The sequence below is a fragment of the Limnofasciculus baicalensis BBK-W-15 genome (assembly GCF_024178385.1).
GTDB classification, from domain to species: Bacteria; Cyanobacteriota; Cyanobacteriia; order Cyanobacteriales; family Coleofasciculaceae; genus Limnofasciculus; species Limnofasciculus baicalensis.
Genome location: NZ_JAMZMM010000010.1, coordinates 1 through 23991, shown reverse-complemented (window position 1 = coordinate 23991; position 23991 = coordinate 1). Strand labels below are relative to the sequence as shown.

27 protein-coding genes and 1 pseudogene are annotated in these 23991 nt (G+C 40.7%); 12 read left to right on the top strand and 16 right to left on the bottom strand.

The genetic code is table 11. The features are described 5' to 3' along the window. Position 1: 1 nt before the first annotated feature. From NJ959_RS02165 to NJ959_RS02150, 3 genes are all read right to left on the bottom strand, one after another. Positions 2-805: a glycosyltransferase gene (locus NJ959_RS02165; RefSeq protein WP_254010098.1), complete on the bottom strand. Its 804-nt coding sequence runs from the start codon at positions 803-805 to the stop codon at positions 2-4. An 8-nt stretch (positions 806-813) separates the two neighbouring features. Next, positions 814-1878: a serine kinase gene (locus NJ959_RS02160; RefSeq protein ID WP_254010097.1), complete on the bottom strand. Its 1065-nt coding sequence runs from the start codon at positions 1876-1878 to the stop codon at positions 814-816. A gap of 312 nt (positions 1879-2190) precedes the next feature. Then, positions 2191-2640, bottom strand: coding sequence for a PqqD family protein (locus NJ959_RS02150; RefSeq protein ID WP_254010095.1), 450 nt, complete (start codon positions 2638-2640; stop codon positions 2191-2193). Positions 2641-3164: 524 nt separating this feature from the next. On the opposite strand from NJ959_RS02150, the gene NJ959_RS02145 reads away from it, so the two are divergent. The 6 genes and pseudogenes from NJ959_RS02145 to NJ959_RS30555 all read left to right on the top strand — a co-directional run bounded on the left by NJ959_RS02145 (position 3165) and on the right by NJ959_RS30555 (position 10853). Continuing rightward, the gene (locus NJ959_RS02145; RefSeq protein ID WP_254010094.1) at positions 3165-5459 is read left to right on the top strand and encodes a PAS domain S-box protein; all 2295 of its coding nucleotides are present in this window, start codon (positions 3165-3167) and stop codon (positions 5457-5459) included. Positions 5460-5579: 120 nt separating this feature from the next. After that, on the top strand, positions 5580-7205 hold the full coding sequence (locus tag NJ959_RS02140) for a hybrid sensor histidine kinase/response regulator (protein WP_254010093.1): 1626 nt from the start codon (positions 5580-5582) through the stop codon (positions 7203-7205). Positions 7206-7744: 539 nt separating this feature from the next. Then, complete coding sequence (locus NJ959_RS02135; RefSeq protein WP_254010092.1) at positions 7745-8920, top strand: adenylate/guanylate cyclase domain-containing protein; 1176 nt, start codon at positions 7745-7747, stop codon at positions 8918-8920. Between the two features lie 209 nt (positions 8921-9129). Further along, on the top strand, positions 9130-9423 hold the full coding sequence (locus tag NJ959_RS02130) for a DUF2470 domain-containing protein (protein ID WP_254010091.1): 294 nt from the start codon (positions 9130-9132) through the stop codon (positions 9421-9423). 95 nt (positions 9424-9518) lie between these two features. After that, positions 9519-10070 carry a 3'-5' exonuclease gene (locus NJ959_RS02125; protein WP_254010090.1) on the top strand — a complete coding sequence of 184 codons (552 nt, stop codon included), beginning with the start codon at positions 9519-9521 and terminating at the stop codon, positions 10068-10070. 161 nt (positions 10071-10231) lie between these two features. After that, positions 10232-10853, top strand: a pseudogene (locus tag NJ959_RS30555) (NAD(P)-dependent oxidoreductase). A 66-nt stretch (positions 10854-10919) separates the two neighbouring features. Here NJ959_RS30555 and NJ959_RS02110 read toward each other — a convergent pair. Next, on the bottom strand, positions 10920-11102 hold the full coding sequence (locus NJ959_RS02110; RefSeq protein ID WP_254010087.1) for a hypothetical protein: 183 nt from the start codon (positions 11100-11102) through the stop codon (positions 10920-10922). 93 nt (positions 11103-11195) lie between these two features. Between NJ959_RS02110 and NJ959_RS02105 the strand changes: the two genes are divergently transcribed. Beyond that, positions 11196-12185, top strand: coding sequence for a phosphotransferase (locus NJ959_RS02105; RefSeq protein ID WP_254010086.1), 990 nt, complete (start codon positions 11196-11198; stop codon positions 12183-12185). 125 nt (positions 12186-12310) lie between these two features. On the opposite strand, the gene NJ959_RS02100 is transcribed toward NJ959_RS02105, so the two are convergent. Then, positions 12311-13342, bottom strand: a complete 1032-nt coding sequence (locus NJ959_RS02100; protein ID WP_254010085.1) for a glycosyltransferase — start codon at positions 13340-13342, stop codon at positions 12311-12313. A 150-nt stretch (positions 13343-13492) separates the two neighbouring features. Next, positions 13493-14233: an LOG family protein gene (locus NJ959_RS02095; RefSeq protein WP_254010084.1), complete on the bottom strand. Its 741-nt coding sequence runs from the start codon at positions 14231-14233 to the stop codon at positions 13493-13495. A 130-nt stretch (positions 14234-14363) separates the two neighbouring features. Between NJ959_RS02095 and NJ959_RS02090 the strand changes: the two genes are divergently transcribed. Genes NJ959_RS02090 through NJ959_RS02080 form a run of 3 tightly spaced genes read left to right on the top strand, consistent with a single transcriptional unit; the run spans position 14364 to position 16448 of the window. Continuing rightward, the gene (locus NJ959_RS02090) at positions 14364-15770 is read left to right on the top strand and encodes a cytochrome P450 (RefSeq protein ID WP_254010083.1); all 1407 of its coding nucleotides are present in this window, start codon (positions 14364-14366) and stop codon (positions 15768-15770) included. Between the two features lie 35 nt (positions 15771-15805). After that, positions 15806-16024, top strand: coding sequence for an adenine nucleotide alpha hydrolase family protein (locus NJ959_RS02085; RefSeq protein WP_254010082.1), 219 nt, complete (start codon positions 15806-15808; stop codon positions 16022-16024). Beyond that, a complete protein-coding gene (locus NJ959_RS02080) occupies positions 16017-16448 on the top strand; it encodes a putative toxin-antitoxin system toxin component, PIN family (RefSeq protein WP_254010081.1) in 432 nt (143 codons plus the stop codon). The genes NJ959_RS02085 and NJ959_RS02080 overlap by 8 nt, the downstream gene beginning before the upstream one ends. A 30-nt stretch (positions 16449-16478) precedes the next feature. Here NJ959_RS02080 and NJ959_RS02075 read toward each other — a convergent pair whose 3' ends face one another. From NJ959_RS02075 to NJ959_RS02055, 5 genes are all read right to left on the bottom strand, one after another. Beyond that, positions 16479-16940, bottom strand: coding sequence for an AbrB family transcriptional regulator (locus tag NJ959_RS02075; protein WP_254010080.1), 462 nt, complete (start codon positions 16938-16940; stop codon positions 16479-16481). A gap of 20 nt (positions 16941-16960) precedes the next feature. Next, positions 16961-17146 carry a hypothetical protein gene (locus NJ959_RS02070; RefSeq protein WP_254010079.1) on the bottom strand — a complete coding sequence of 62 codons (186 nt, stop codon included), beginning with the start codon at positions 17144-17146 and terminating at the stop codon, positions 16961-16963. Positions 17147-17219: 73 nt separating this feature from the next. Beyond that, complete coding sequence (locus tag NJ959_RS02065) at positions 17220-17657, bottom strand: hypothetical protein (RefSeq protein ID WP_254010078.1); 438 nt, start codon at positions 17655-17657, stop codon at positions 17220-17222. Between the two features lie 218 nt (positions 17658-17875). Beyond that, positions 17876-19060 (bottom strand): NAD(P)H-quinone oxidoreductase subunit H, encoded by a 1185-nt coding sequence (locus tag NJ959_RS02060; protein ID WP_254010077.1) that lies wholly within the window; start codon positions 19058-19060, stop codon positions 17876-17878. A gap of 146 nt (positions 19061-19206) precedes the next feature. Next, a complete protein-coding gene (locus NJ959_RS02055; RefSeq protein WP_254010076.1) occupies positions 19207-19347 on the bottom strand; it encodes a hypothetical protein in 141 nt (46 codons plus the stop codon). Positions 19348-19460: 113 nt separating this feature from the next. Here NJ959_RS02055 and rsmH point away from each other — a divergent pair, with 113 nt between their 5' ends. After that, positions 19461-20321: a 16S rRNA (cytosine(1402)-N(4))-methyltransferase RsmH gene (rsmH, locus tag NJ959_RS02050; protein WP_254010075.1), complete on the top strand. Its 861-nt coding sequence runs from the start codon at positions 19461-19463 to the stop codon at positions 20319-20321. A gap of 147 nt (positions 20322-20468) precedes the next feature. On the opposite strand, the gene NJ959_RS02045 is transcribed toward rsmH, so the two are convergent. From NJ959_RS02045 to NJ959_RS02025, 5 genes are all read right to left on the bottom strand, one after another. Next, positions 20469-20981 (bottom strand): L,D-transpeptidase, encoded by a 513-nt coding sequence (locus NJ959_RS02045; RefSeq protein WP_373693584.1) that lies wholly within the window; start codon positions 20979-20981, stop codon positions 20469-20471. Further along, complete coding sequence (locus NJ959_RS02040) at positions 20959-21168, bottom strand: hypothetical protein (RefSeq protein WP_254010073.1); 210 nt, start codon at positions 21166-21168, stop codon at positions 20959-20961. The genes NJ959_RS02045 and NJ959_RS02040 overlap by 23 nt, the downstream gene beginning before the upstream one ends. Further along, complete coding sequence (locus NJ959_RS02035; protein ID WP_254010072.1) at positions 21168-21722, bottom strand: hypothetical protein; 555 nt, start codon at positions 21720-21722, stop codon at positions 21168-21170. The genes NJ959_RS02040 and NJ959_RS02035 overlap by 1 nt, the downstream gene beginning before the upstream one ends. A gap of 31 nt (positions 21723-21753) precedes the next feature. Continuing rightward, positions 21754-22032, bottom strand: coding sequence for a tetratricopeptide repeat protein (locus tag NJ959_RS02030; protein ID WP_373693586.1), 279 nt, complete (start codon positions 22030-22032; stop codon positions 21754-21756). A 303-nt stretch (positions 22033-22335) separates the two neighbouring features. Further along, complete coding sequence (locus NJ959_RS02025) at positions 22336-22974, bottom strand: bifunctional 4-hydroxy-2-oxoglutarate aldolase/2-dehydro-3-deoxy-phosphogluconate aldolase (RefSeq protein ID WP_254010118.1); 639 nt, start codon at positions 22972-22974, stop codon at positions 22336-22338. A 198-nt stretch (positions 22975-23172) separates the two neighbouring features. Between NJ959_RS02025 and NJ959_RS02020 the strand changes: the two genes are divergently transcribed. Then, positions 23173-23733 carry a cyclic nucleotide-binding domain-containing protein gene (locus NJ959_RS02020; protein WP_254010070.1) on the top strand — a complete coding sequence of 187 codons (561 nt, stop codon included), beginning with the start codon at positions 23173-23175 and terminating at the stop codon, positions 23731-23733. The last annotated feature ends 258 nt before the right edge of the window (positions 23734-23991 follow it).

Below are 23991 nucleotides of genomic sequence, written 5' to 3'. Positions count from 1 at the left end.
TTTATATTAGCGAATTGATTATTTTGTTTTTACGTTGAAACTGCCACACTTCTTTGTCAGGAGGAGCTACACCAATGTATTCTATTAAAGGCGGTAATTCCGGCGATCGCGTAAAGCTTCCTTTTGCCCTACAGCGATCCAGGTGTTTTTTATAAATCCTCACAAACCCAAGCTCGACTAATTGTTTTCCCCTAGTCATGTTGCGATCGTGCTTTCTATAAAATAGTGTAACTCGATCTAGGACTACTTTAGAAATGTTATTTTCCCACGCTCGTAGAAACCAGTCATAATCTTCAGCATACTTTAGTGTTTCATCAAGCAATCCAATTTTATCAAACACTGACTTTCGATACATGGCGCTTCCTAAATTAATAAACTGATAGGGTGGGGAAGCTATTTCAAAGCTGGATTGATTTATTGAGTGTTCTTCCGGTATTGTTATTTGTTGAATTAATCCTTGAACAATATCTACTGATGGATTAGCTGCCAAGTAACTGGCTTGAATTTGTAATTTATCATCTGACCACATATCGTCAATATCTAAGAAAGCAATTGCCTCTCCTTTTGCTATCTTTATGCCATTATTTCGAGCCGCAGCGGGACCGCTATTAGGTTGGTAAACATAGCGGATACTGTCTTGAAATTTTGCGGCTACTTCTGCTGTTCCATCAGTCGAACCGTCGTCAATGACGATAATTTCTAGTGGCTGATAATGTTGGTTTTTGAGCCGATTAATTGTCGCTTCTATAAACTTCTCGCCGTTGTAAACCGGGACGATAGCGCTGACAAATAGTTGCTGTTCCATTCTTTTTCTTAAGAGAGTAACTCTAAAATAACTTGAGGAATTTGTTGGATATCTGTACCAACTTCCAAATAGTAACAAGGAAGCTGGGCAGCAACTTTCATCATTACTTGACAAGCTTCTTTCCCAGAACCAGCTAATTGGAGAATTGTACTGGGCACAAGTGAGGCTAAAGCTGCTGCTGCTGAGGTGGCTGTCAATGTCGTATCTGGTTTACCAGTAATTCGTGGCATTAAAATGGCACGGAGGGGAAAAGTGGGCAAGATTTTTTCGGGAAAATAATCATTAAGAAAATACAGTGCTTTTTCTGAATCTAAGCGATCGCGATTACTAATCGCCTCAGCTAAAAACGGTAATCTTTCCAAATCATCCGCATTTTTCTTCCCGGTACTGTAGATACTAAATACTGTTGGTGTCGGCTCAAATGCAACTAAACTATAATCGTCGCTAGCATAAAAAAGTTCAGAATTGAGACAACTTAAAGCAGTCGTTGATTTACCTGATCCTCCTTTTCCTACTAGCAATACACCACCACTAGGTAAACCTACAGCACCCCCATGTACCAGTTGAATCCCTCGCTTACCCATCCAAACATTAAAAATACTTCGTAGGGGAGATCCTGTTTCCCAATAAGGAATTTCCCCAGTGGTTTCCATCCAATAAATTCCCAGATTGCGATCCCTATCCAACAGACTCAAAGCATAAGCACCCCATTGAAAACTAGTATGAATGCGATCGGTATTAAACCCAATAATTTCTCCTCGCTTGGGATGATGCTGATTTCTGCGCCAAGGTGGTGGCGGCATTATAGTATTTGTTGAAGTACTATCCCACAAACAAACAGTCAGCGCCGGATTAGCAACAGCTTCTATTTCTAAATGCGCCAACGCAGGAGTCATATATGGAACCAAAGCAGATCCTGCAAATCGCAACCGGATTGTATGGCCAGCAATACAATAAAAACGGTCAACGGCACCCCCAACAGCCACTTCAGCTTGCTCATATAATTCATAAACTGAATCAAAGAATTCCAGCGGATCTTTTTGTTCTGACTGAGTTAAATTATCATTTATCATTGCTAACTGCTAATTACTAATTGCTAACTGCTAACTGCTAATGCCTAATGGCTAATGGCTAATCGCTAATGGCTAATTATTTAAACCATCCGTTACATCCGTTACCAAATCCGTTGCCACATCCGTTACATCCGTTACATCCGTTACCAAATCCGTTGCCAAATCTGTTGCCACATCTCTCACAACCTATAGATTAAAATCAAGGCATAACCAATAACTAACAACCAACAACCAACAACCAACAACCAATAACCAATAACCAACAACCAACAACCAACAACCAACAACCAATAACAAACAACCAATAACAAACTAAGCTTCCACCTTAGCATTAGGCCAACCCATTTCGTCAACCTCATGGATCGGATCTAAAGCCAACAACTCTTCCATGTCCGTATATTTTTGTAATACAGGCAGTTCAAATATTGCCTTTTCTGTATTACCATTTGTGATACATGGTGCATCAGATTTAGTCGCCCTCGACCTTTCATCAACGACGATAATTTCCTCATCCTGTAGCTTTTGAATCATCTCGCTGACAGCAGTTTCAATCTCCTCGCGACTCCCCTCGTACCGCTCAACCATTTCTGTTATAATCTCATCAGTGGAAATTCCCCGTTCAATACCACTCCAGATATCAGCCGCTGATTGGACTAGACTGTAATAATCCCCTTTATCAAGATTAACAATGACAACTTCACCATCAATCGTTTCCTGAACGACTTTCGGACTATTGATTCTAAATCTTATCGACTGACTCATGCTTTTTTACCAAATTTTTGGACATTAACGACAATACGCCATGCCAAGTGAGCAAAGCGCCATTTAATCTTCTCTTTACCTGTTTCCTCTATAATAATCACCCCGATCGGGAGATGTCACCCCCTCATCATTAAAAAGTCGGAAGTCTCACCAAAAAAAGGCAAGAGGCAACCGGGAAGCGGGAACGGAAGAATGGAGAAAAAGGTTTATCGCCTATTTTTTCTTCCCCACTCCGCCCACTCCCGCCACTCCCCAATTGGTATTTTTCGATCGGGAAAGGAGGAGTCTCCTTGCCTCCAGATCCTTCTCCTTACTCCCAACAGCCGGAGGATTGCTTATTTTTGCCTCAATATTTTCACACTATTTTCACATAGATTTGCCATATTTAGACAAGTCTAGAGTTATTATAAAAAAACATGAAGAAAGCAATGCAAAAGTAAAATATAACAGATAAGCTGGTGCTACCGAAAAAGCACGATGTATTTTAGTTGTCAAAAAAAGTAAAAAATCAGGAATTTAAAGAAATGACAGAACATATCTCAGAGTATAAACAAGTACAAGATCGCTTCCAGACAGTATTTGATCTCGCTCCAGTGGGAATAGCAATTATAACTCCACAGGGGCGATTTATCGAAACAAATAAAGCTTGCCAAGACATTCTCTGCTATACCAAAGACGAACTTCATGATTTGTCCTACACAGAGTTAATTCCACCAAATGAGTCAGGGGAGGAACTCAATTTATGTAAGAAAATCATAGCCAGAGACGAAACTAAATTGACTCTGGAAAAGCGCTATGTCCGAAAAGACGGGACTATCATTTGGGTTAATTTATCAGTAACTTTTGTATCCGGTGAGGAGGGGTTGCCCGAATATACGATCGCTTATATTCAAGATATCAGCGATGCCTACAACCAGCTTTGTTTACGCCGAGAAGCTGAATTAAAACTACAGCAAAATCGCGAGAAATTAGAACAACGGGTTAAGGGAAGGACTACTGAATTGGCACAAACTAATATGCAGCTGCAACAAGAAATTACTGAACGCAAGCTACTAATGGAAGCGCTCAAAGAAAACGAACAGTGCTTGAAAGCAGTCTTGGATGCCATCCCTGGAGCCGTTTCCTGGATTACTGCTGAGGGAAAATATATTGGGGTTAATCAGCATCTCGCTCAGACGTTAAACTTATCCTCACAGGATTTTACTGGCAAACACCTAGGCTTTCTAAACAATAGTCCTCAGTTTGTCAAGTTTATGATTGATTTTCTCCACAGCGATACCAAAACTAACCAAGATATCGTTGAGATTATAGTTAATGAATTGAATCGATATTACCTACTTAATGCTCAGAAATATCAGGAAGGCACTCAAGCGGTTAGTGTAGGAATTGATATTACAGAAAATCAAGAATCTAAACTAGAAATCCAAAGACAAAAGGAGTTTTTGCAAAATATACTTGACACTAATTTCAGTATGATATATGTAAAAGATAGAGAGGGAAGATATGTACTGGCCAATCAAGCATTTGCCAATCGTCGTGGTTTAAGCATAAGCGATCTAATCGGAAAAACAACTGCCGAATTGCATAGTAATTCAGCGGATGTCGATCGATTTATCGCTGAAGATATGGAAGTTTTTGAGACATTACAGCCAAAGTTTATTCCAGATGAGGTTAGTTACACCCCAACTGGAGAAGTACGTTGGTATCAAACTATCAAACAGCCGTTGATTTCCTCTGATGGGAAAGTTATTCAAGTCTTGGGTGTCAGCACTGACATTACGGATCGCAAACTAGCAGAAGAGCAACTGCGCCACAGTGAAGAGCAACTGCGCAGAGCTTTAGAGGCGGCTCACATGGGTACTTGGGATTGGAATTTGGAAACGGGTGAAGGTACTTCGTCACATAATCTAGAATTACTCTATGGATTAGCCCCTAATACTTTTGATGGCACTTATGAAGCCTTTTTAGCAATACTTCACCCAGACGATCGCGATTTCGTCCACCAAAATACTCAATCCGCCTTAGAAAAGGGTGGAGATGGCAATCTCGAATTCCGGATTATCCGACCCGATGGTACCATTCGTTGGATTGAAAGTAAATATCAGGTTTTTACCAACTCCAGAGGTGAACCCCTCCGCATGAGTGGGATCAACTTAGATATTACACACCGGAAGGAAGCCGAGATTAAAATTAAAGCATCCCTGCGGGAAAAAGATATCTTACTTCAAGAAATTCACCATCGGGTGAAAAATAACTTGCAGGTAATTTCCAGCCTCCTCGACTTGCAATCTCATCACATTTACGATCCTGTAGTTTTAGAGTTATTCCAGGAAAGCCAAAACCGGGTAAAATCAATGGCGTTGGTTCACGAAAAGCTATATCAATCTAGGGATTTTGCCAGGATCAATTTCGCCGATTATATTGAAAACTTAACCAACTACTTATTCCAAGTATACGCCGTTCACTCACACCTGATCGCAATTCAACTAGACATTGAAAACGTTCATCTCACGATTGATACCGCGATTCCTTGTGGACTGATCCTGAGCGAGTTGGTTTCCAATGGGATAAAATATGCTTTTCCCCATGGCAGAGCGGGAACAATTAAAATAGCTCTCCATTCTCAACCTGACAATCGCTATACCCTGATTGTCCAAGATAATGGGATTGGCATTCCTGATGATTTAGATTTAAAACACACTAAATCATTAGGATTACAGCTCGTGACTATTTTAACCGAACAACTGGACGGAATCCTAGAAATCAACTCCAATCGTGGCACTGAATTTAAAATCTGTTTTCCCCAACCTAATCAGTAGTCTGTCTGGGCAGAAATCTTTGACAACCTTACTCTGTGTGGGGTGCGGGAGAGCGGGGGAAGTAGGTGAGCAGGTGAGCAGGTGAGCGGGGGAGCAGATACTAAATAAAATTAAGTAAACATGTCTAGTACCAAAATTTTAATTGTTGAAGACGAAAGAATCGTTGCTCTAAGTATACAAACTAAACTGGAAAGACTTGGGTATACGGTAACAGCAAATGTGGCATCAGCAGAAGCTGCCATGGCATCCATAGTGCCAAACTGCCCCCATTTAGTTTTGATGGATATTAAGCTAAAGGGAAAGGTAGATGGTATTGAAGCTGCTACCCAAATCCGCAATAGTTTTAAACTACCGATTGTCTATCTAACAGCTTACAATGATGACGAGACGATCGAACGAGCCAAACTGACTGAGCCTTATGGTTACCTGCTCAAACCATTTGAATCTAGAGATTTAGCCACAACAATTGAAATTGCTCTCTACAAACATCTTATGGAGCAAAAGTTGCGGGATAGAGAGCAATGGCTAGCCACAACGCTTAATAGTATTGGAGATGCCGTAATTGCTACTAATCATCAAGGAGCAATCGTATTTATGAATCCGGTTGCTGAAGCTATCACTGGCTGGAAACAAGAGGAAGTTCTCAATCGAGATCTCAGTTATGTTTTCCAAACTATCCACGAAACAACGCGAGAGGTAGTTGAGAATCCGGTATCCATCGCCCTCAAAAAATGTATCACAGTAGGTATGGCAAACTCCACCCTTTTAATTACTAAAGATTCCAGAAAAATTCCTATCGATCATAGTGCTGCACCGATTAAAAATGAGGCGGGTAATATTCTGGGAGCCGTGTTGGTTTTCCATGACGTAACTGAGCAACGACGAATTAAATCTATTTTGGAACAGACTAATGAAGAATTAGAACTAAGAGTGGCTGAAAGTACCGCTCAATTAAGAGATACAAATGCCCAGCTAAAAGCTGAAATCATTCAACGCCAGCAACTAGAAAATAAACTCCAATTTGCTCTATCAAAAGAGCGGGAACTTAATGAATTAAAATCCCGAATTGTGGCGACAATTTCCCATGAGTACCGTACCCCCCTCACGACAATTTTGTCTTCTACAGAATTGCTAGAAAATTATGCAGATAAATGGTCGTCTGAGAAAAAACAACGCCATTTCCAACGGATACAAGAATCAGTCCACCATTTAACTAAACTGGTGAACGATATGATATTCATCGACGAAGCTCAAACCAGAAAGTTGGATTTTCATCCAGCACATCTAGATGTGGTAACATTAACGAGGGAACTAGTCGATGCGTTTCGCAGCCAATTAACTGACGAGTATTCAATCGTATTTCAATGGAAAGGAACTTTTAAAAACGCTATTCTAGATCGGGATCTCCTTCAGATAATTGTCTCAAACTTACTCTCTAACGCGATCAAATATTCACCTGATGGGGGAGCAATTTTGTTAGAATTAATAGATAAAGAGAATCAAATCGTGATTCGCGTATCAGACGAAGGTATTGGTATTCCCACCAAGGATCAACCTCACTTATTCGAGAGTCTATTCCGAGGGAGTAATATCGATCTGACACCGGGGGTGGGATTGGGGTTAGTCATGGTGAAAGAATCTGTGGATTTACACGGTGGCAAGATTTCTGTAGAGAGTGAAGTCGGTGTGGGAACGACATTTACCCTAATATTGCCTTTTGCACCGGGATTAGAGGCTGGAGGCTAGAGGGAACTTTTAATCGGGAACAGGTAATAATAATCAAATATTCACACAGCTTTACACCGCTTCTAAAAATCTAGGTAAACCTAGATAAACTCAACGGTATAAGTTTCTTAAGCAATCTTTTCTAGTGCTGACGCTTCCCCACACCTCCCAATACGGCATCCGCTGTGCCACTCTCCACTCCCCACTCCCCATGACCTAATTGTCATAACTGCCATTATCTGGTTAGACTATATTAAGAAATGCTGAACTTTGGGGTTGAACGTCAGGACAATTCTTATTTCTGTCGTCAAAAAAAATTACCGACAGGAAAACAGAGGTGATTCAGGGGGTATCGAAACGAATAATTGGCTTGGGATAAGCAGGATGAGATCGGGCTTCTGCTGGGTTTTGTCGTTTGTATATCCTAACCATAAGTTATTCGACATATTTAAGCAGAATGAAATATAAAGGATCAAAGATAAAACTATTTTTATACTTCATCCTTTATCCTTCATTCTTTATCCTTCAAGCACTTTAGTGACAGATTCCCGCTCAAGTATATGTCAAACTCTCAGGCTCGTATTTTGATAGTTGATGATGAAGAAAACAATTTATTCCTGTTAGAAGAACTTTTGCTAAGTGAGGATTACATTCCTGTTTCTGCTTCATCAGGTATAGATGCTTTAGCAATAGCAGAAGAGTCAATTCCTGACTTAATTTTATTAGATGTAATGATGCCGGAGCTGGACGGATTTGAAGTTTGTCAGCGATTGAGAGAAGATGCAAAACTTCAAACTATTCCGGTAATTTTCTTGACGGCTTTAGATGACGATCAATCCCGTTTACGTGGGCTGGAGATGATGGGGGATGACTACCTAACGAAACCAATTAATAGCCAACTATTATTAACGAAAATTGCCAGTCTTTTACGCTTGGCAAATCTGCGATCGCAAAAATCCATACAGCAAGTGACTGCCGCATGGGAAGTGAACGATTATATTTCAGAAAAATTTCGCTTATTTGTCCCCGATCAATATCTGGAAAGGATTGCACCTAAAGGTGTAGAATCAATCCAACTCGGCAATGCCAGGGAAGAAGAAATAACCGTTTTATTCTGCGATATCAGAGGATTTACTACTATTACTGAATCTCAATCATTAAAGGAAACTTTTAAATGGTTAAACGGATTTTTTACCCAAATGAGTCAAGCGGTTACGGCTAATCATGGTTTTATCGATAAATTTCTGGGAGATGCTGTATTGGCTATTTTCGATCGTACTAAAAACCACGCCGCTGATGCTATAAATGCGGCATTGACAATGGAAGAGCGCTTAATTGGGTTTAATCGCGATCGCACTCAGTATAATTTAGAATTACCGCTTAAAATTGGTATTGGGATTCATACTGGTATGGGATTAATCGGTACTGTTGGTTCAGATCAAAGAATGGATTCTACCGTTATTGGTGATGTGGTGAATACCGCAGCGCGACTAGAAGAATTAACTAAAAATTACAAATGTTCTATCCTTGCTAGTGACACCACAATTAATCATATTACATCTAGCGATTGGCTCCCTCAAAACCCGAATCGATGTTCATCCCCTCTACCCCCCCAATCCTTTAAAAGTCGATGGCTGGATCGAGTAATTCCCCGTGGCAAACAGAAAGCACTTGACATTTATGAAATTATCGGAATCTCAACCCAAGTACCTGATGTCTCTCCATCCCCATCTTAGAATATCTCAGCCAGATCCATCATAAATTATGGGGTAAACTAAGAATCCCGGTTTCGCCGAAGTTACCGGGATTCTTAGGCGGTAAATGCAATGATTGGCTATATGATTAAATGATAATATAGGAGATTAGGTAGGAGTGCGATCAGCTCGATCGCAGAAATGTACAATTTTGAGAAATAATAGAGATATCACCTTTAATTCCGCCAATTATGTCTGAATCATTTTCTCCTGAAATCAGCGCTCGTATCTGCAAGCACATGAATGAAGATCATGCTGAGGCTATCGCCCTCTATGCCAAAACCTTTGGCAATACCCCCAATACAGAAACAGCCCAACTCCTCTCAATTGATGCTGAAGGGATGAATCTGATGACTCAAGTTAATGAGACATCTGTGCCTTTACGAATTCAATTCGAGCGCACTCTCAAAGATGCCGAGGATGCCCATCACACTTTAATTGAAATGGTGAAACAGGCACGAGGAAGGATGAAGGCTGAAGGTTGAAGGCTGAAGGGTGAAGAATGAAGGCTGAAGTAAAAAATAGTTTCACTCTTCACCCTATTCCCCATTCCCCTTTTTGACTTTTGTTATAGGAGAATATGTCCAACAAACTAGACAGAATTATTGTGGTTGATATTGAAGCCACTTGCTGGCAATCCAAAGCACCACCAGGAGAAGAAAGTGAAATAATTGAAATTGGCATTTGTCTTGTGGATTTATGGTCTAAAAAACCTATTGAAAAAGATACTATTTTGGTCAAACCAATAAGATCAAAAATCAGTGAATTCTGCACTAAACTGACTACTTTAACTCAGACTCAAGTAGATAAAGGAATCACCTTTGCAGAAGCTTGTGAAATGCTAAAAGATAAATATTCAACTCCTCAGCGAGTTTGGGCTAGTTATGGGGAGTATGATAAAAATCAATTTCAAAAACAATGTCAATCATCAGGTGTAAAATATCCTTTTGCTTCCAAGCATATTAACGTCAAGACTTTATTGGCACTCGTTCATACTTTACCTCGTGAGGTTGGTATGGCACAAGCTTTAGAGTTATTGAATATACCTCTTGAAGGAATCCATCATAGAGGAGTAGATGACGCTTGGAATATTGGTAAGATATTGTCTAAATTACTTTGGAATAGTTATTAGTTGTTGGTTGTTAGTTGTTGGTTGTTGGTTATTGGTTATTGGTTATTTCCCATTACCGGGAATAGTTTTGAGTTTTAGATTAAAACTCAAAACTCAAAACGGACTTCGTCCCGCTGCGCTAACAAAACTTAAAACTATCTTCCCCATTCCCTATTAAAATTATGGCTAAACCGAAAGTTTTCATCACTCGCCAACTCCCCACAGAATTAGCATCACTAGAACAAATTGTAACCCTTGAAGTATGGAGACAACGCCAACCTCCTCCCTACGAGGTTTTACTAGAAAAAGTTAAGACAATTGATGGTTTACTTTGCCTACTGACTGATAGAATAGATTGCCAATTAATCGAAGCAGCAACCTCTCTTAAAGTTATCAGCATTATGGCAGTTGGTTATGATAATATTGATATATCTGCTGCTACAGCACGGCATATTCCAGTTGGTTATACTCCAGGGGTTTTAACAGATGCAACTTGAGTTGATGAAGTCATCCGCTATTTTAATTAACACAGCGCGAGGTGCAGTTGTCAATCCAGATGCTTTATATAGGGCATTAAGTAGCGGAAAAATTGCAGGTGCAGCCTTGGATGTGACACAACCGGAGCCAATTGCGATGGATAGCCCATTACTGACGCTAGATAACCTAATTATTGCGCCTCATATTGGTAGTGCTAGCCGTCAGACACGAGATAAAATGGCACAAATGGCGATCGCAAATTTGGTGGCAGGATTGGAAGGCAATCCTTTGCCTTATTGTGTTAATCCTCAAGTGTACTCATCTTAGATTCATCAGACTCAATATTACTAAGTCGGGGAATATTTATTATAGACAGGTTTATCTGAAAAAAATTCAAAAAATCATCTTCTCCAAAGCCAATTTTAAATCTGCCGTTAACTCCTTAACAGTCTGTCTTGCTGCCTGACGATTTTCCTGATAAACTAACCAGCGTTGAGGAATAAAGTCTAGAGTTTTCAAACTTTCCCTTTTGCATTTTTCCTGTTTCCCAGAGAGATTATCAGTATTTCCTGACAAATCTAATACAATTTCCCCGTCTCATCTATCCTACACTCGATCGGATAACTGGTGGGCAATACCCACTTCACGCAAAAATGGGCAGGGATAATTATGACAGAGGAGCAGTTTCCAGTTATCTACTCAACTCTCAGCACCTCGGCGTTAGTTTCTAGAGTTTTACCATGCTATGAAATTGACTCGGTGACGCGATGTCAATTTTGGAATCGGGGTTTGAGTGATGTTTATTTGGTGGAAACCCAAAGTAATCTATATGTTTTGAGGGTTTCTCATACTCACTGGCGCTCTAAGTCTGATATTGATTTTGAATTGGAATTACTAGATTTTTTGCAGGAGCGTCACATTCCCGTCGCTTATCCCCTGAAAACTCAGGCGGGTGAATTATCTGTTGAAATTAATGCTCCGGAAGGAAAACGCTATGGGGCATTATTTACTTATGCTCCCGGAAAAGTAGCGTTAGGAGATTTGAATCAAACTCAGGCTAGGATATTGGGTGAAACAGTAGCAAAATTCCATTTAACTGCGGCAGATTTTCACACCCAAGCTAACCGCCAACCTCTAACACTAGAATATTTATTAGATAATTCTTTACAGATTATAGCACCATTCTTAGATGATAAACCACAAGATTTTGCTTATCTAGTTGATGCAATCTCACAAATCAAACATCAGCTAGTAAATTTTCCCAAATCACCGCCATTTTGGGTAGTTTGTTGGGGAGATCCCCACAGTGGAAATGCCCATTTCACACCAGATAATCGGGTAACTTTATTTGATTTCGATCAGTGCGGTTACGGCTGGCGGATTTTTGAAATAGCTAAATTTTTTCAACTTGCTTTATGTACTGGTGTTCCTCGCATAGTTAGGGAGTCATTTGTTTCCGGATATCAATCTGTAGGGCAACTTACTCCTGATGAAATTAACTCTTTACAATCATTTACTCAAGTTGCTCATATCTGGGTATGGGCGATTAGTCTTAGTCAGGCGGCACTTCACCATTATAGTAGGTTGGACGATCATTATTTTAAGCATCGCATTGAGCAGTTGAAAATGTTGAGATCTCATGATTGGCAGTTGTTTTAAGGGAATGGGGAAGATAGTTTTGAGTTTTGAGTTTTGAGTTGGGGGATGGGGAAGATAGTTTTGAGTTGTAATTCAAAATTGAAAACTCAAAACTTATAACTATTTCGGGGAATGGGGTTTAAGATTTACTTTAATGGAAATAATTTCAGATATTTTTGATGTATTTTACTAAGTACTCGGAGAATACTTAATTTGGCAATTCGTTGTCTAGTCAAGCTCTTGATATTGGGCGGATAATGATTTTTCCGGTCGAAGAAAACATTAATCTCATCCAAAATTACCTTTAAACGTCTAATAATGTTGTCATGTCGATACTCAGCTAATACCTCTGCTGATAAAGCGATGGTGCTTTCCTGACTCTCAGATGCAATCGCACTCCTCACCACCTTCATAATCCTTTCCACATCATATTCTTGGGAATATCCAGCAATCTTATAACAATTAAATCCCGGATCTAAATAATCCGATAATCCACCATTAACACTAGAAAAAACCTGACACCCACAAGCCAGTGCTTCCATCGGTTGCAACCCAAATCCTTCACTAACTCTCTGTTGTGCCCAATACTCAGCAGAGTCATAGAGGTAAACCTTTGCCCGATTGAATAATCCCGGTAAATCCTCAATATACGAATCAATTACTACCACGTTACACTGCTTTTGTAAAGCGGAAATTAATTCCAACATTAAATACTCAGAGGATTTTCTCGCTTGTACTAAAACATCAATATCCCTTTCCCTGTGTAAATTACGAAACTCATCGGAAATTTGATTTGGCAAATAATAGATCAGAGAATTAGGAGACTTTTGTCCCCAGTATCCCATCGTATTTCTGCTGACTGTAATAATGGGAATATTTGCCGGGAGTCTAAACCCATACCCCGCACTATGAGCATGGTAAACTACGTGATATGATTTGAGTTTAGCAGCAAGCTTTGCAACATCAAATCCCCAACTAATCACAAAAATAATATCCTCTAAATTCTTCTCCTTAAGTAAGTCATCCAGGAAAAGCGTATCCTTTTCCCGCTGACGGTAAGTGACAATATCCGCCTGACAAACCTCTTGAGCCAGAGTAAAAGTTTTCAACTCAGCCCAAAGTCCACCACAGGCAAATTTACCACCTCTTCCAGGAACTAAAAAGTAAAGTTTTCTCATAGTATTTTAATAGGGAGTGGGGAATGGGGAGTGTTTTTTTTTGAGTGGGGAATAGGGAATAGAAATGTTTATTTGGCATTATGTAATTAGCCATGAAATAGGGAGTAGGGAGTAGGGAATAGGCAATTAGCCATTAGCGGTTACCATAATTTACACTTCATTACAACCCTTCCATGCCGCGTGTGATTCCCGAAGCAAGGCGACTGCCTCCTCAAAATTATCAACACAGCGAGGAATTTTCATATCAATGGGATCGGCAAGTGGAAACTCTCCATTAACCATATTCTTTTCTGCCCAATCAACTAAATCTGACCACATAGATCCTACCATAATAAGGGGTGTATCATGGAGTTTACGGACTTGCAAAAGTTGCCAAATCATTAACGCTTCCAAGGCTGTACCAACCCCACCGGGTACAACCACAAAAGCATCAGAAACGAGAACAAAGTGATGGAGTCGAGAAAAGAAAGTGCGATGTTGGTAAACTTGTTCGACAAAAGGATTGACATTTTGCTCATAGTCTAAATCCACACGAATACCAATCGATTTTGTGATATCTGTAGGATCGGCATTCACACTTCCTTCATTCGCCGCTTGCATTAATCCCGGCCCGCCACCTGTCACGATATCACAACCCATAATTGTAAGTTCGCTGGCTAAATGTCGCACTCCTTCATAGAGAGAACTTTCTGGTTTCAGTCGTGCGGAACCAAAGATACTGACACGATAACGTTCTCCTTTGGGAGGGCGTATAGTAGTTAAGTTATTGACAACTGACCACAAACCTAGTACCGCATCCTGGATGACTTGAAAAGCTGCTTCTTGATCTGAAATGCTGACTGTATCGGATAGTTTAGGGGCACAAGATTCTGGTTGAGGGCTATCGTTCATTTTCATTTCCTAAGTAGTAAACAACTCGCAGTATTTTGTCGTAAAACGTCGCATTATTCCTGACATTTTACAAATCCCATAAAACTGCTATAGTTAAGTATATACTTATCGCAACTATTATTGGTCAATCATGAAATACCCGAATAATTTAACCATCTCCCCTTTTTTACAAAAGCTGCAATGGATTTTCGACCCCGTGGGCTATATGGAAAATGCTGCCCATCAATATCCTGACCTTTTTAGCGCCAGTATCGTTGGTTTTGCTGATTCTTTTATCTTTGTCCAAAATCCCCAAGCCCTTCAGCAGATTTTAACTAATGACAGAAAGCAGTTTAGTGCCCCTGGTTATTTGAACCAAATATTGCAGCCATTAGTAGGGAATTATTCAATCCTGATGTTAGAAGGCAATCGCCACAAGCGAGAGCGAAAACTATTAATGCCTTCTTTTCACGGGGATCGAATGCAGAATTATGGACAATTAATTTATAAAATAACCGAAAAAACCATCAATCAGCTTCCCTCCGATCGACCCTTTAAAGCACTCGATCTCACCCAAAAAATTACTATACAGGTGATTATGGAAGTCGTATTTGGACTTTATGAAGGAGAAAGGTGCGAACAAATTATAGAAAAGTCTCGTGCCTTACTCAATTTCATGAATTCTCCTCTAACTGCCAGTTTGCTATTTTTCCCATCATTGCAAAAAGATTTGGGTGTATGGAGTCCTTGGGGATACTTCTTAAACCTACAAAAACAACTGGATAATTTACTCTATACTGAAATTAGCGATCGCCGCAAAAACCCTGATGCTGAACGTACTGATATTCTATCTCTTCTCATGTCTGTTAAAGATGAAGGAGGGGAAGCGATGACAGACCTAGAATTGCGCGATGAATTGATTACATTTTTGTTCGCAGGTCATGATACAACAGCATTAGCAATCGCTTGGGGATTATACTGGATTCATCGTTATCCCGAAGTTCGAGAAAAACTGCTTAAAGAGTTAGATAGCTTAGGTGATTCTCCTGATGCAATGAGTATTTTCCGTCTTCCTTATCTAACAGCAGTGTGTAATGAAACACTGCGGATTCATTCAGTAGCGATGTTAACCTTCCCCAGAGTTGCAGAAGAACCTGTTGAATTAGTAGGACATAAGTTGGAGAAAGGTACAATAGTTACAGGGTGTATTTATCTAATTCATCAGCGGGAAGATCTTTATCCAGAACCGAAAAAATTTAAGCCAGAAAGGTTTTTAGAACGTCAGTTTTCTCCCTTTGAATTTATCCCTTTTGGCAGTGGAGTCCGTCGCTGTATGGGTGAAGCATTAGCACAGTTTGAAATGAAGTTGGTATTAGCAACAATTTTATCGCGCTACCAACTGGAATTAGCTGAAAATAAACCAGTGAAACCGCAACGCCGAGGTGTTGTACTTGCGCCTAGAGGTGGTGTGAAAATGATGCTTAATGGTAAGCGCATACAGGAAGAACAAAAGGAACCTGCATTAACAATGCGATCGCTTAATTCCCATCCAGAATAAGCTATAATGAAATAAATGTATTTTTTGATCAAACTATGGAAACAATTGCCATTCAAGTTGATGCTGAAGTAGCCAAAGCTTATCGAGAAGCAGAACCGCAAAAACAGCAAAAAATTCAGACTATTGTTAACGATTGGCTCAGGTTAATTATTCAAGAAAAATCATTAGATGAAATCATTAAAGAAATGCAAGATCAAGCCAAAGCTAGTGGGTTAACTCAAGAAATTTTAGATGAGATTCTTCAGAATGGATAAATTGCGGGTTGTTATTGATACAAACATTTTAGTTAGTAGTATCTTGATTAATTCATCTATTCCAGATCTGGCATTCAAAAAAGCGAAAGATTTAGGAATAATTTTGTTTTCTGATTCGACTTTTCAGCAATTGCAAGAAATTCTAAATCGTTCAAAATTCGATAAATATGTTTCTCTTAGTATTCGTACTCAATTCTTAGCTACATTCAAACTAGAAGCCGAATCAATTAAAATAGATCAGACTATCAAAGAGTGTAGAGATCCAAAAGATGACACTATTCTTGAAGTTGCTATTAATGGTAAGGCAACTCATATCATTACAGGCGATCAAGATTTATTAGAACTCCATCCCTTTCAAGGTGTTGCTATCCTTACTCCTAAGCAGTTTTTAGAAATTTTCTCAGATGATTTTTTTTATATTTAGTGATGGGTACTTTACTCTAAATAGTACAGTTTACTGGGTGCTTTTCTTAAAGAAACTCGCCATCCACGGCGTAATCAAAAGAATAACCAACATGCGACTCATCTGCATTGTCAGCACCAATCCAGAGTCACCCCCTAGCTGAATCGCACTAGCTATTATCGCACTGATTGCTCCAGGAGTAGATCCTAACACTGCTGTCAGTGAATCAACCTGTGTCAGGATATGAAATTCATATCCAACTCCAAGACAAACCAGAATTAGTACCATTACTAAAACAATCTCAATCAATACTGCTTTCCGAAGCTTATAAACTGTTTTCCAGTCAAACTTTAAACCAATAGAGACTCCGACGAATAGCAAGCCCACTGAGAAAATGGAGGGGGGCATTTTCAATGGGTAGGGTAGCAACCAAACGGCAATTAATCCGACTATAAAGGGTCCTAAAAATACGGATAATGGTAAATTTAGTTTCCGTCCTACCCAATTTCCCAAAACTCCACAGCCAGCTAAAATTAATAATTCCCATAAGATGGGGATAGAGGAATTGCTATTAGTTGAAATGATAGCCAGAGGAAGTTGAGTTGAGTCAATAGCAAAAAATAAGCTGGCAAGTTTGAGGCAATTTGCTCCTGGAATTGGGTGAGATTATCTTGATATAATTCGGATTGGGATTTTAAGGAGAAGATTTTCCAATTCACAGAGGTATACGGGAATACTTATGGTATTTGAGTTATTCTTCTTATACTATAACAGTTGGGCTGCCAACCTGTACTAGGGTTCTACTCCCTCTAAAATTCCTACTATTACCCTGATTAATGGATCTAAATCATCAGGTATTTTAAACAAATTAAGATCTTGAGTAATCTGTTTTTCGCTGCGATTTAGTTTGCCAAACCGCCAGACATCTCCCATCGTTACCGCCCCATATAATATATTTCGATCTTCAATATGAGATAAGGCAATTAATTCTACTGCCAACTGAGTAAACCCTCTGGTGAGATCGTCTTTATTCGCTTCAATAACTAGTAAATTGTTCTGCGATGGCTCTTCGGGAGTACTTCGGGAGCGCAATAAATAATCAAGATTACCTTTCAGCCAATTGTTGACATTTAGAGGATATTCAATGCGCATTTTGCAATGGCAATAACGAATCACTTCCAACATAATGGGAGATACCAATGTTTCTCTTCTGGCTGTCTCATTTATCATTGAATGGAACTTGGTATCAACTCCAGTAATATCAGAATTATTCAAGCTCTCATGGCAGCATCTCTGCAGAATCTCTGCGCACCTCTGTGTCATCCTCTGCGCCCTCTGCGTTAAAAAAACATCTTACACCAATCTCAAAAGATTCGATATGTAAAAAAAAAGCGCACCAATTAGTGCGCCACTCAATCAAAAACTTACAAGTAAAAACACTTGTAAACTTAACGATCTACAGAACCCATAATCACATCCACACTACCGAGAATTGCCACAAGATCCGCCACTTTCACCCCTCGGACAATATGGGGCAAAACTTGCAGATTATTGAAATCAGGGGCGCGAATTTTCCAACGCCAAGGGAAGACATTATCTTCACCAATAATGAAAATACCCAATTCCCCCTTGCCACTTTCCATCCGGACGTAATGTTCGCCCTTGGGAATCTTAAAGGTAGGAGCAATTTTCTTACCCTGATACTGATAGTCAAAATCGTTCCATTGAGATTTTTTACCTTCCGCCATCCGATTGGCTTCCAGATTCTCGTAAGGACCACCTGGTAATCCTTTCAATGCTTGACGGATAATCTTCACAGACTCGCGCATTTCACGAATCCGGACTAAATATCGGGCAAAGCAATCACCAGCAGTTTCCCAATGGACTTCCCAATCAAAGTCATCGTAACATTCATAGTGGTCAACTTTCCGTAAATCCCACTTCACCCCAGAAGCCCGAAGCATAGGACCAGAAAGTCCCCAATTAATCGCTTCATCGCGAGTAATTGTGCCAATTCCTTCAATGCGGCGGCGGAAAATTGGGTTATCAGTAATTAAGCGTTCGTATTCGTCTACTTTAGGATCGAAATAGTCGCAAAAATCTTCACACTTATCCACCCAACCGTAGGGCAAATCAACAGCAACCCCGCCAATTCGGAAGTAGTTATTATTAATTAACCGCTGCCCCGTCGCTGCTTCCCATAAATCGTAAATTAACTCCCGTTCCCGGAAAATATAGAAAAAGGGAGTCTGTGCGCCCACGTCAGCGAGGAATGGTCCCAACCACAGGAGGTGATTGGCAATCCGGTTCAATTCCAGCATGATAACGCGGATATAGCTGGCGCGTTTAGGTACGGGAATATCCGCTAATTTTTCTGGCGCATTAACGGTAATCGCCTCATTGAACATCCCTGCCGCATAGTCCCACCGACTGACGTAGGGAACGTACATGATATTAGTACGGTTCTCAGCAATTTTCTCCATCCCTCGATGCAAGTAGCCGATTACGGGTTCGCAATCGATGACATCCTCCCCGTCTAGGGTGACGATAAGGCGGAGAACCCCGTGCATGGAGGGGTGGTGGGGACCCATGTTGAGAACCATGGGTTCGGTTCTAGTCTCGATTTGTGCCATAGAGTAAGTGGTTTCCCCAACTGTTCGCTGGAACGGATGAGCTATTCTTTATTAGCTTATTCGCTATTGGTCGATGTCGGTGTTGTTCCTCGATTGGATTTTTAGAACGCATCTATCGACAAGAGTAATTGTACGTCATCTGCTTCCTATCTGGAGCCAATTGCTTCTCTTACCAACAAGACTATTTCATCAAACTTTCCTTTCCCCGGTACGCACCCAGCCGGAATTCTATATTTTTTGTAAGCCAGAAGTATAATTAAAGTTCGCAGCCCTCTTGAATTGGTCATTTCCCAATATAGTAATGGTGCGTTAGCTACGCATAACGCATCCTACAGATAATGGCTTTGTGTAATTCCTATTACAGATTAACCAATTACCAATAACTAATAACTAATCACCAATGACCAATGAATTTTACCATCTACCAGTATTAAGCCAGGAGTTAATTACCGGATTGATGATTCGTCCCGGCGGACATTACCTTGATGCTACTGTAGGGGGTGGGGGACACAGCAAATTAATTTTGGCTGCAGCGCCCGATGTACAAGTAACAGGAATCGATCGGGATGGAGATGCGATCGCAGCCGCTAAGGATAATTTACAAGATTTTGGCGATCGCATCCAGTTTTGGCAGGGTAATTTTGCTCAATATCAGCCCGGTGCTATTTTATTTGATGGTATTATTGCTGACTTAGGGGTAAGCTCTGCTCAATTTGATATTCCTGAGCGAGGATTTAGTTTTCGCCATACCGCTGATTTAGATATGCGGATGGATAGAAATCAATCTCTGACGGCGGCTGAGATAATTAATCATTGGGATGAGGTGAAATTAGCGAATATTTTTTATCAGTATGGGGAGGAAAGACTATCTAGGCGAATTGCCAGACGGATTGTGGAGAAACGTCCCTTTCAGACTACCACAGAATTAGCCGATGCGATCGCGTTTAGCGTTCCGCCTAAATACCGTTATGGCAGAATTCACCCAGCTACTCGTGTTTTTCAGGCTTTGCGGATTGTGGTAAATCAGGAGATTTCTTCTCTGGAAACTTTTCTCAATCTTGCCCCCAATTGGCTTAAGCCTGGTGGGATAATTGGGATGATTAGTTTTCACAGTTTGGAAGATAGGTTGGTGAAGCATAGTTTGCGAGATTCACCTTTGTTGCGGGTGATTACTAAGAAGCCGATTATTGCCCAAGAGCAAGAATTAGCAGAAAATCCTCGTTCTCGCTCGGCTAAGTTGAGATTAGCGGAGCGAAAATGATATCAACTCCGGTGATATCGCTCTTGTTTGTAGTAGGCACTGAAGTGCCTAGTTTGTAGTAGGCACTTCAGTGCCTAGCCTGTACTTGCAAGCACTGAAGTGCTTACTACAAACCTGTTTATAATAGTGCGATCCTAGGGCGCTATTTTAGTCATGAATAATTACAGGGGTTCCTACCGATGCCCAATCAAACAACCAACGGGCGTGATTTACCGCTACATTCACGCAGCCGTGACTCACAGGTGTACCAAATCGATGATGCCAGAAGGCACCGTGAATCGCGTAGCTCCCCTCATAATACATGGCATAAGGGACGTTGGGGACATCATAGCCCTCACCCCGCATCCGATCCGTGCGATGCTTAGATTTTATGGTAAATACACCTTGACGAGTCGGAGTGGACTTTTTCCCAGTAGAAATAATTACGGCATAAACTTGAGATCCACCCTCCCAGGCAATCAGTCGTTGATTAGTTAAATCAACAGAAATCCAGCGATTATCTGAACTTTGCAGCTCCATCATCCTCTCGGCAATCTCTTCCTGTAGTGGGGCTGCGAAAGTTGGTATTGCCGAAATCCCCAATACTGTTAGAGTTAGAAGAGTAGATGCTAAGAAGGCTCCAGCATAACGCACCCAGTTAGAAGACATGATACTTTTCATCGCTCATCATAATCCTCACAAAACTACCCACATATAGTGTAACGATTATTTTTATCCAATAGTTGTCATGAACAGAAAGGTAATAGTCTCGACTATTTTTTAGCCACTCATCCACACTTCCTTCCCTAAACCCATTGGTGGCTAAGGCGATAGCCCCAGCCGCACTTAAATAATGTCTATCTGGCACTATAATTGAATTAATGAAGATGATGATATGTAAAAACGACCTAGTTTGGGAATAGCAGATTCAAGACGGCGAAGAGAGTCTAACTCGGCTTGATTTACTATGGTAATCTCTGAAAAGTCTATCGCCTCAATAATCTTCCTTAGTAGTGCCTTCCACTCCGATAAAAATAGATCTTTTTCCATTTCAAGCTGGCTTCGGCTGTTGAGCAAAGCCTCATAAGCTCCTGCAACACTATGCCAATGACTTGCTATCTTGATGATACCATCAGCCCACTCTATATTCCACTCAGCGTTAAATGAGTTAGAACCCCAACCAACCCGATGGGAACCTCGCTCGGAGTTTAGCAAAGCATTTAATAAAGGTGGGATGTCATCAATAAGTACATACAAATCGTATTTATAATCAATTCTTACTGGAACCAAATTCCACAACAAATAGGCGTTTTCACTGTCATCTGGAAATATGGTTTTTATTGCTTGATAAAGATACTCAACTTGTTCTTGTTTGGTAGATTTAACAAGGGGATTGCCGACTTGAATGGCAAAATAAGACATAATATTAATTTCTTATTGCCTTCACTGTTTTTTAACCCTCCAATTGCGCTAACTTTGTTTTAACACCTTCCCGGAAAGTTTGTTGGTTAGTTGCACCCGTCAGTACCTCATTTATATAGATCTTCATAATGCCATAGTTTTGCTCGATGTAGGCTTCCTGCGTGAGTATTATTCTAATCAACTGCAAAGCTTCAGATTTTTGTTTTGATACTAGCAACAAATCTGCCATTTGACGAAGCGCTCGAAAGTTTGTTGGTTGCTGCTGTAACACCCGTCGTAAAAGTTCTGCACTATCTTCAGTATTAGGAATTTAGCGATATCGCCAACTAGAGGAATTACCCCAACCAAACTCAAAGTCAAACTAAACCAATTCAAAGGGTCATTATATTGCTTCTTGAAGATAATTCGGTAAGCATAAGCAGCTAAATCCCGTGCATCGGCAAATTGACCGATAACTGGGATTAAACTTATGAGTAAATCAATAATAGCTTCAGGTAGATTTTGGTCTTGGTTCCATGCACCTTGTAAACCTCCAAATAACGTTTCAATTATATTATTTCCGTCATCCTCATCCGCTATAGTTTATCCCACATATACATCTCCCAGTCTGCCATTACCCGTTAGCAATTTGTTCTCGCAGATTCTTAGCCAGTTGGGTAATCCCATCCCAATTCCCAGCTTCAACTAATGCTTTGGGAAATAAGTCTCCCGACAAACCAACCGCGATCGCACCTGCTTTAATAAATTCCTTGGCATTCCCTAGGTTAACGCCTCCGGTGGGAATCAGGGGAATGTGCCCGAGGGGACCTTGGAGTGCTTTGATATAATTTACCCCACCTACTGCCTGAATCGGAAATACTTTGACGCAGCTAGCCCCAGCATTCATAGCTGCGATAATTTCTGTAGGCGAGAGTGCCCCTGGTACTATGGGTATATCTGCTTCTTCGGCAGCACGAATTAAGGTGATATCTACATGAGGGGTGAAGAGAAACTGCGCCCCTGCATCAACAGCCTCGCGCAATTGAGCCAAATTTAACAGGGTACCAGTGCCAATCCTACAGTGCGGTAATTCTCCTCGGAGTTGGTGAATCAATTCCGGGGCGCGATCGCTATTCCATGTAATTTCAATTAAGGAGATCCCCCCCGCTGCTACCGACAGTGCCATAAGATACCCTTCATGGTACTGATGCGCCCGAATCACCGCAATTCCACGATCCTGCTGTAGCTGGGCTAACCAAGACTGATTCGATATCTTCACGCTTTAATTATGGGTAATTGACGAATGCTTCCATAAGATACTGTTTCTATTTCGATCGCCTAAATTTTCAGCCAGCATATCTATGGTGAATTAGCGCTTTCAAATCTAAGATTAGACAATATTCAAAGGCGGCTGTGTAAATACCTTGTAGAATGAATGATTTTACCACAATGAGGGAGAATAACGTCTGTCATGAAAAAAGTATTTTTTTTACTCGGTGAACTAGATGACGATGACCTCGATTGGATGATCTCCAATGGTAGCAGAGAGGAAGTTCCGGCTGGTACTGTCCTAATATCTGAAGGGAAGCCTATTGATACCCTCCATATCCTTCTAGAGGGAACTTTGTTAGTTTCCGTCGCTGCTTTGGATGGTAAGGCGATCGCGCGATTAACTAGCGGTGCAGTGGTTGGGGAAATGTCTTTTGCAGATGCACGTCCCCCGTCTGCTACAGTTGAGGCGTTGGAAGATTCTCTGGTATTATCGATACCCCGCGCTCAATTGCTGGAAAAACTGCAAAAAGATGAAGGGTTTGCTTCTCGATTTTATCGTGCGATCGCGATTTTTCTCTCTACCCGACTGCGAGGTACTGTCAAATATCTCGGTTACGCTAAAGGCGATATGTTGAAGGAGGATAGCGATATTGAGGATCTTGCACAGGAAATTGTTGATAATGTGCCCCTAGCCCAAGCCCGATTTGATTGGTTGCTCAGACGTTTGAGAAATAACGATAAAGCAGCTTTGATTGAATAATTGTCACAATTACTCTCCCCCCTTGGGATTAACTTTGAGTATGATAGATGCCTTTTCTTTTTCTTTGTCAAACTGACTTTTGAAGCGAAATTCACAAATCTTTAGCGTAGTTAGGTTGTTCTTTTTGTCATTAGGGTTTGGGCGTATCAGATACGCCCGCGCTGGGTTTTATTTCCAGATTACCACCTTTTTGAAGAACCCCACGCATGAATGCGGGGGATTCTGATCCTCATCGCTGAGAATCCACGCTCTCTAACA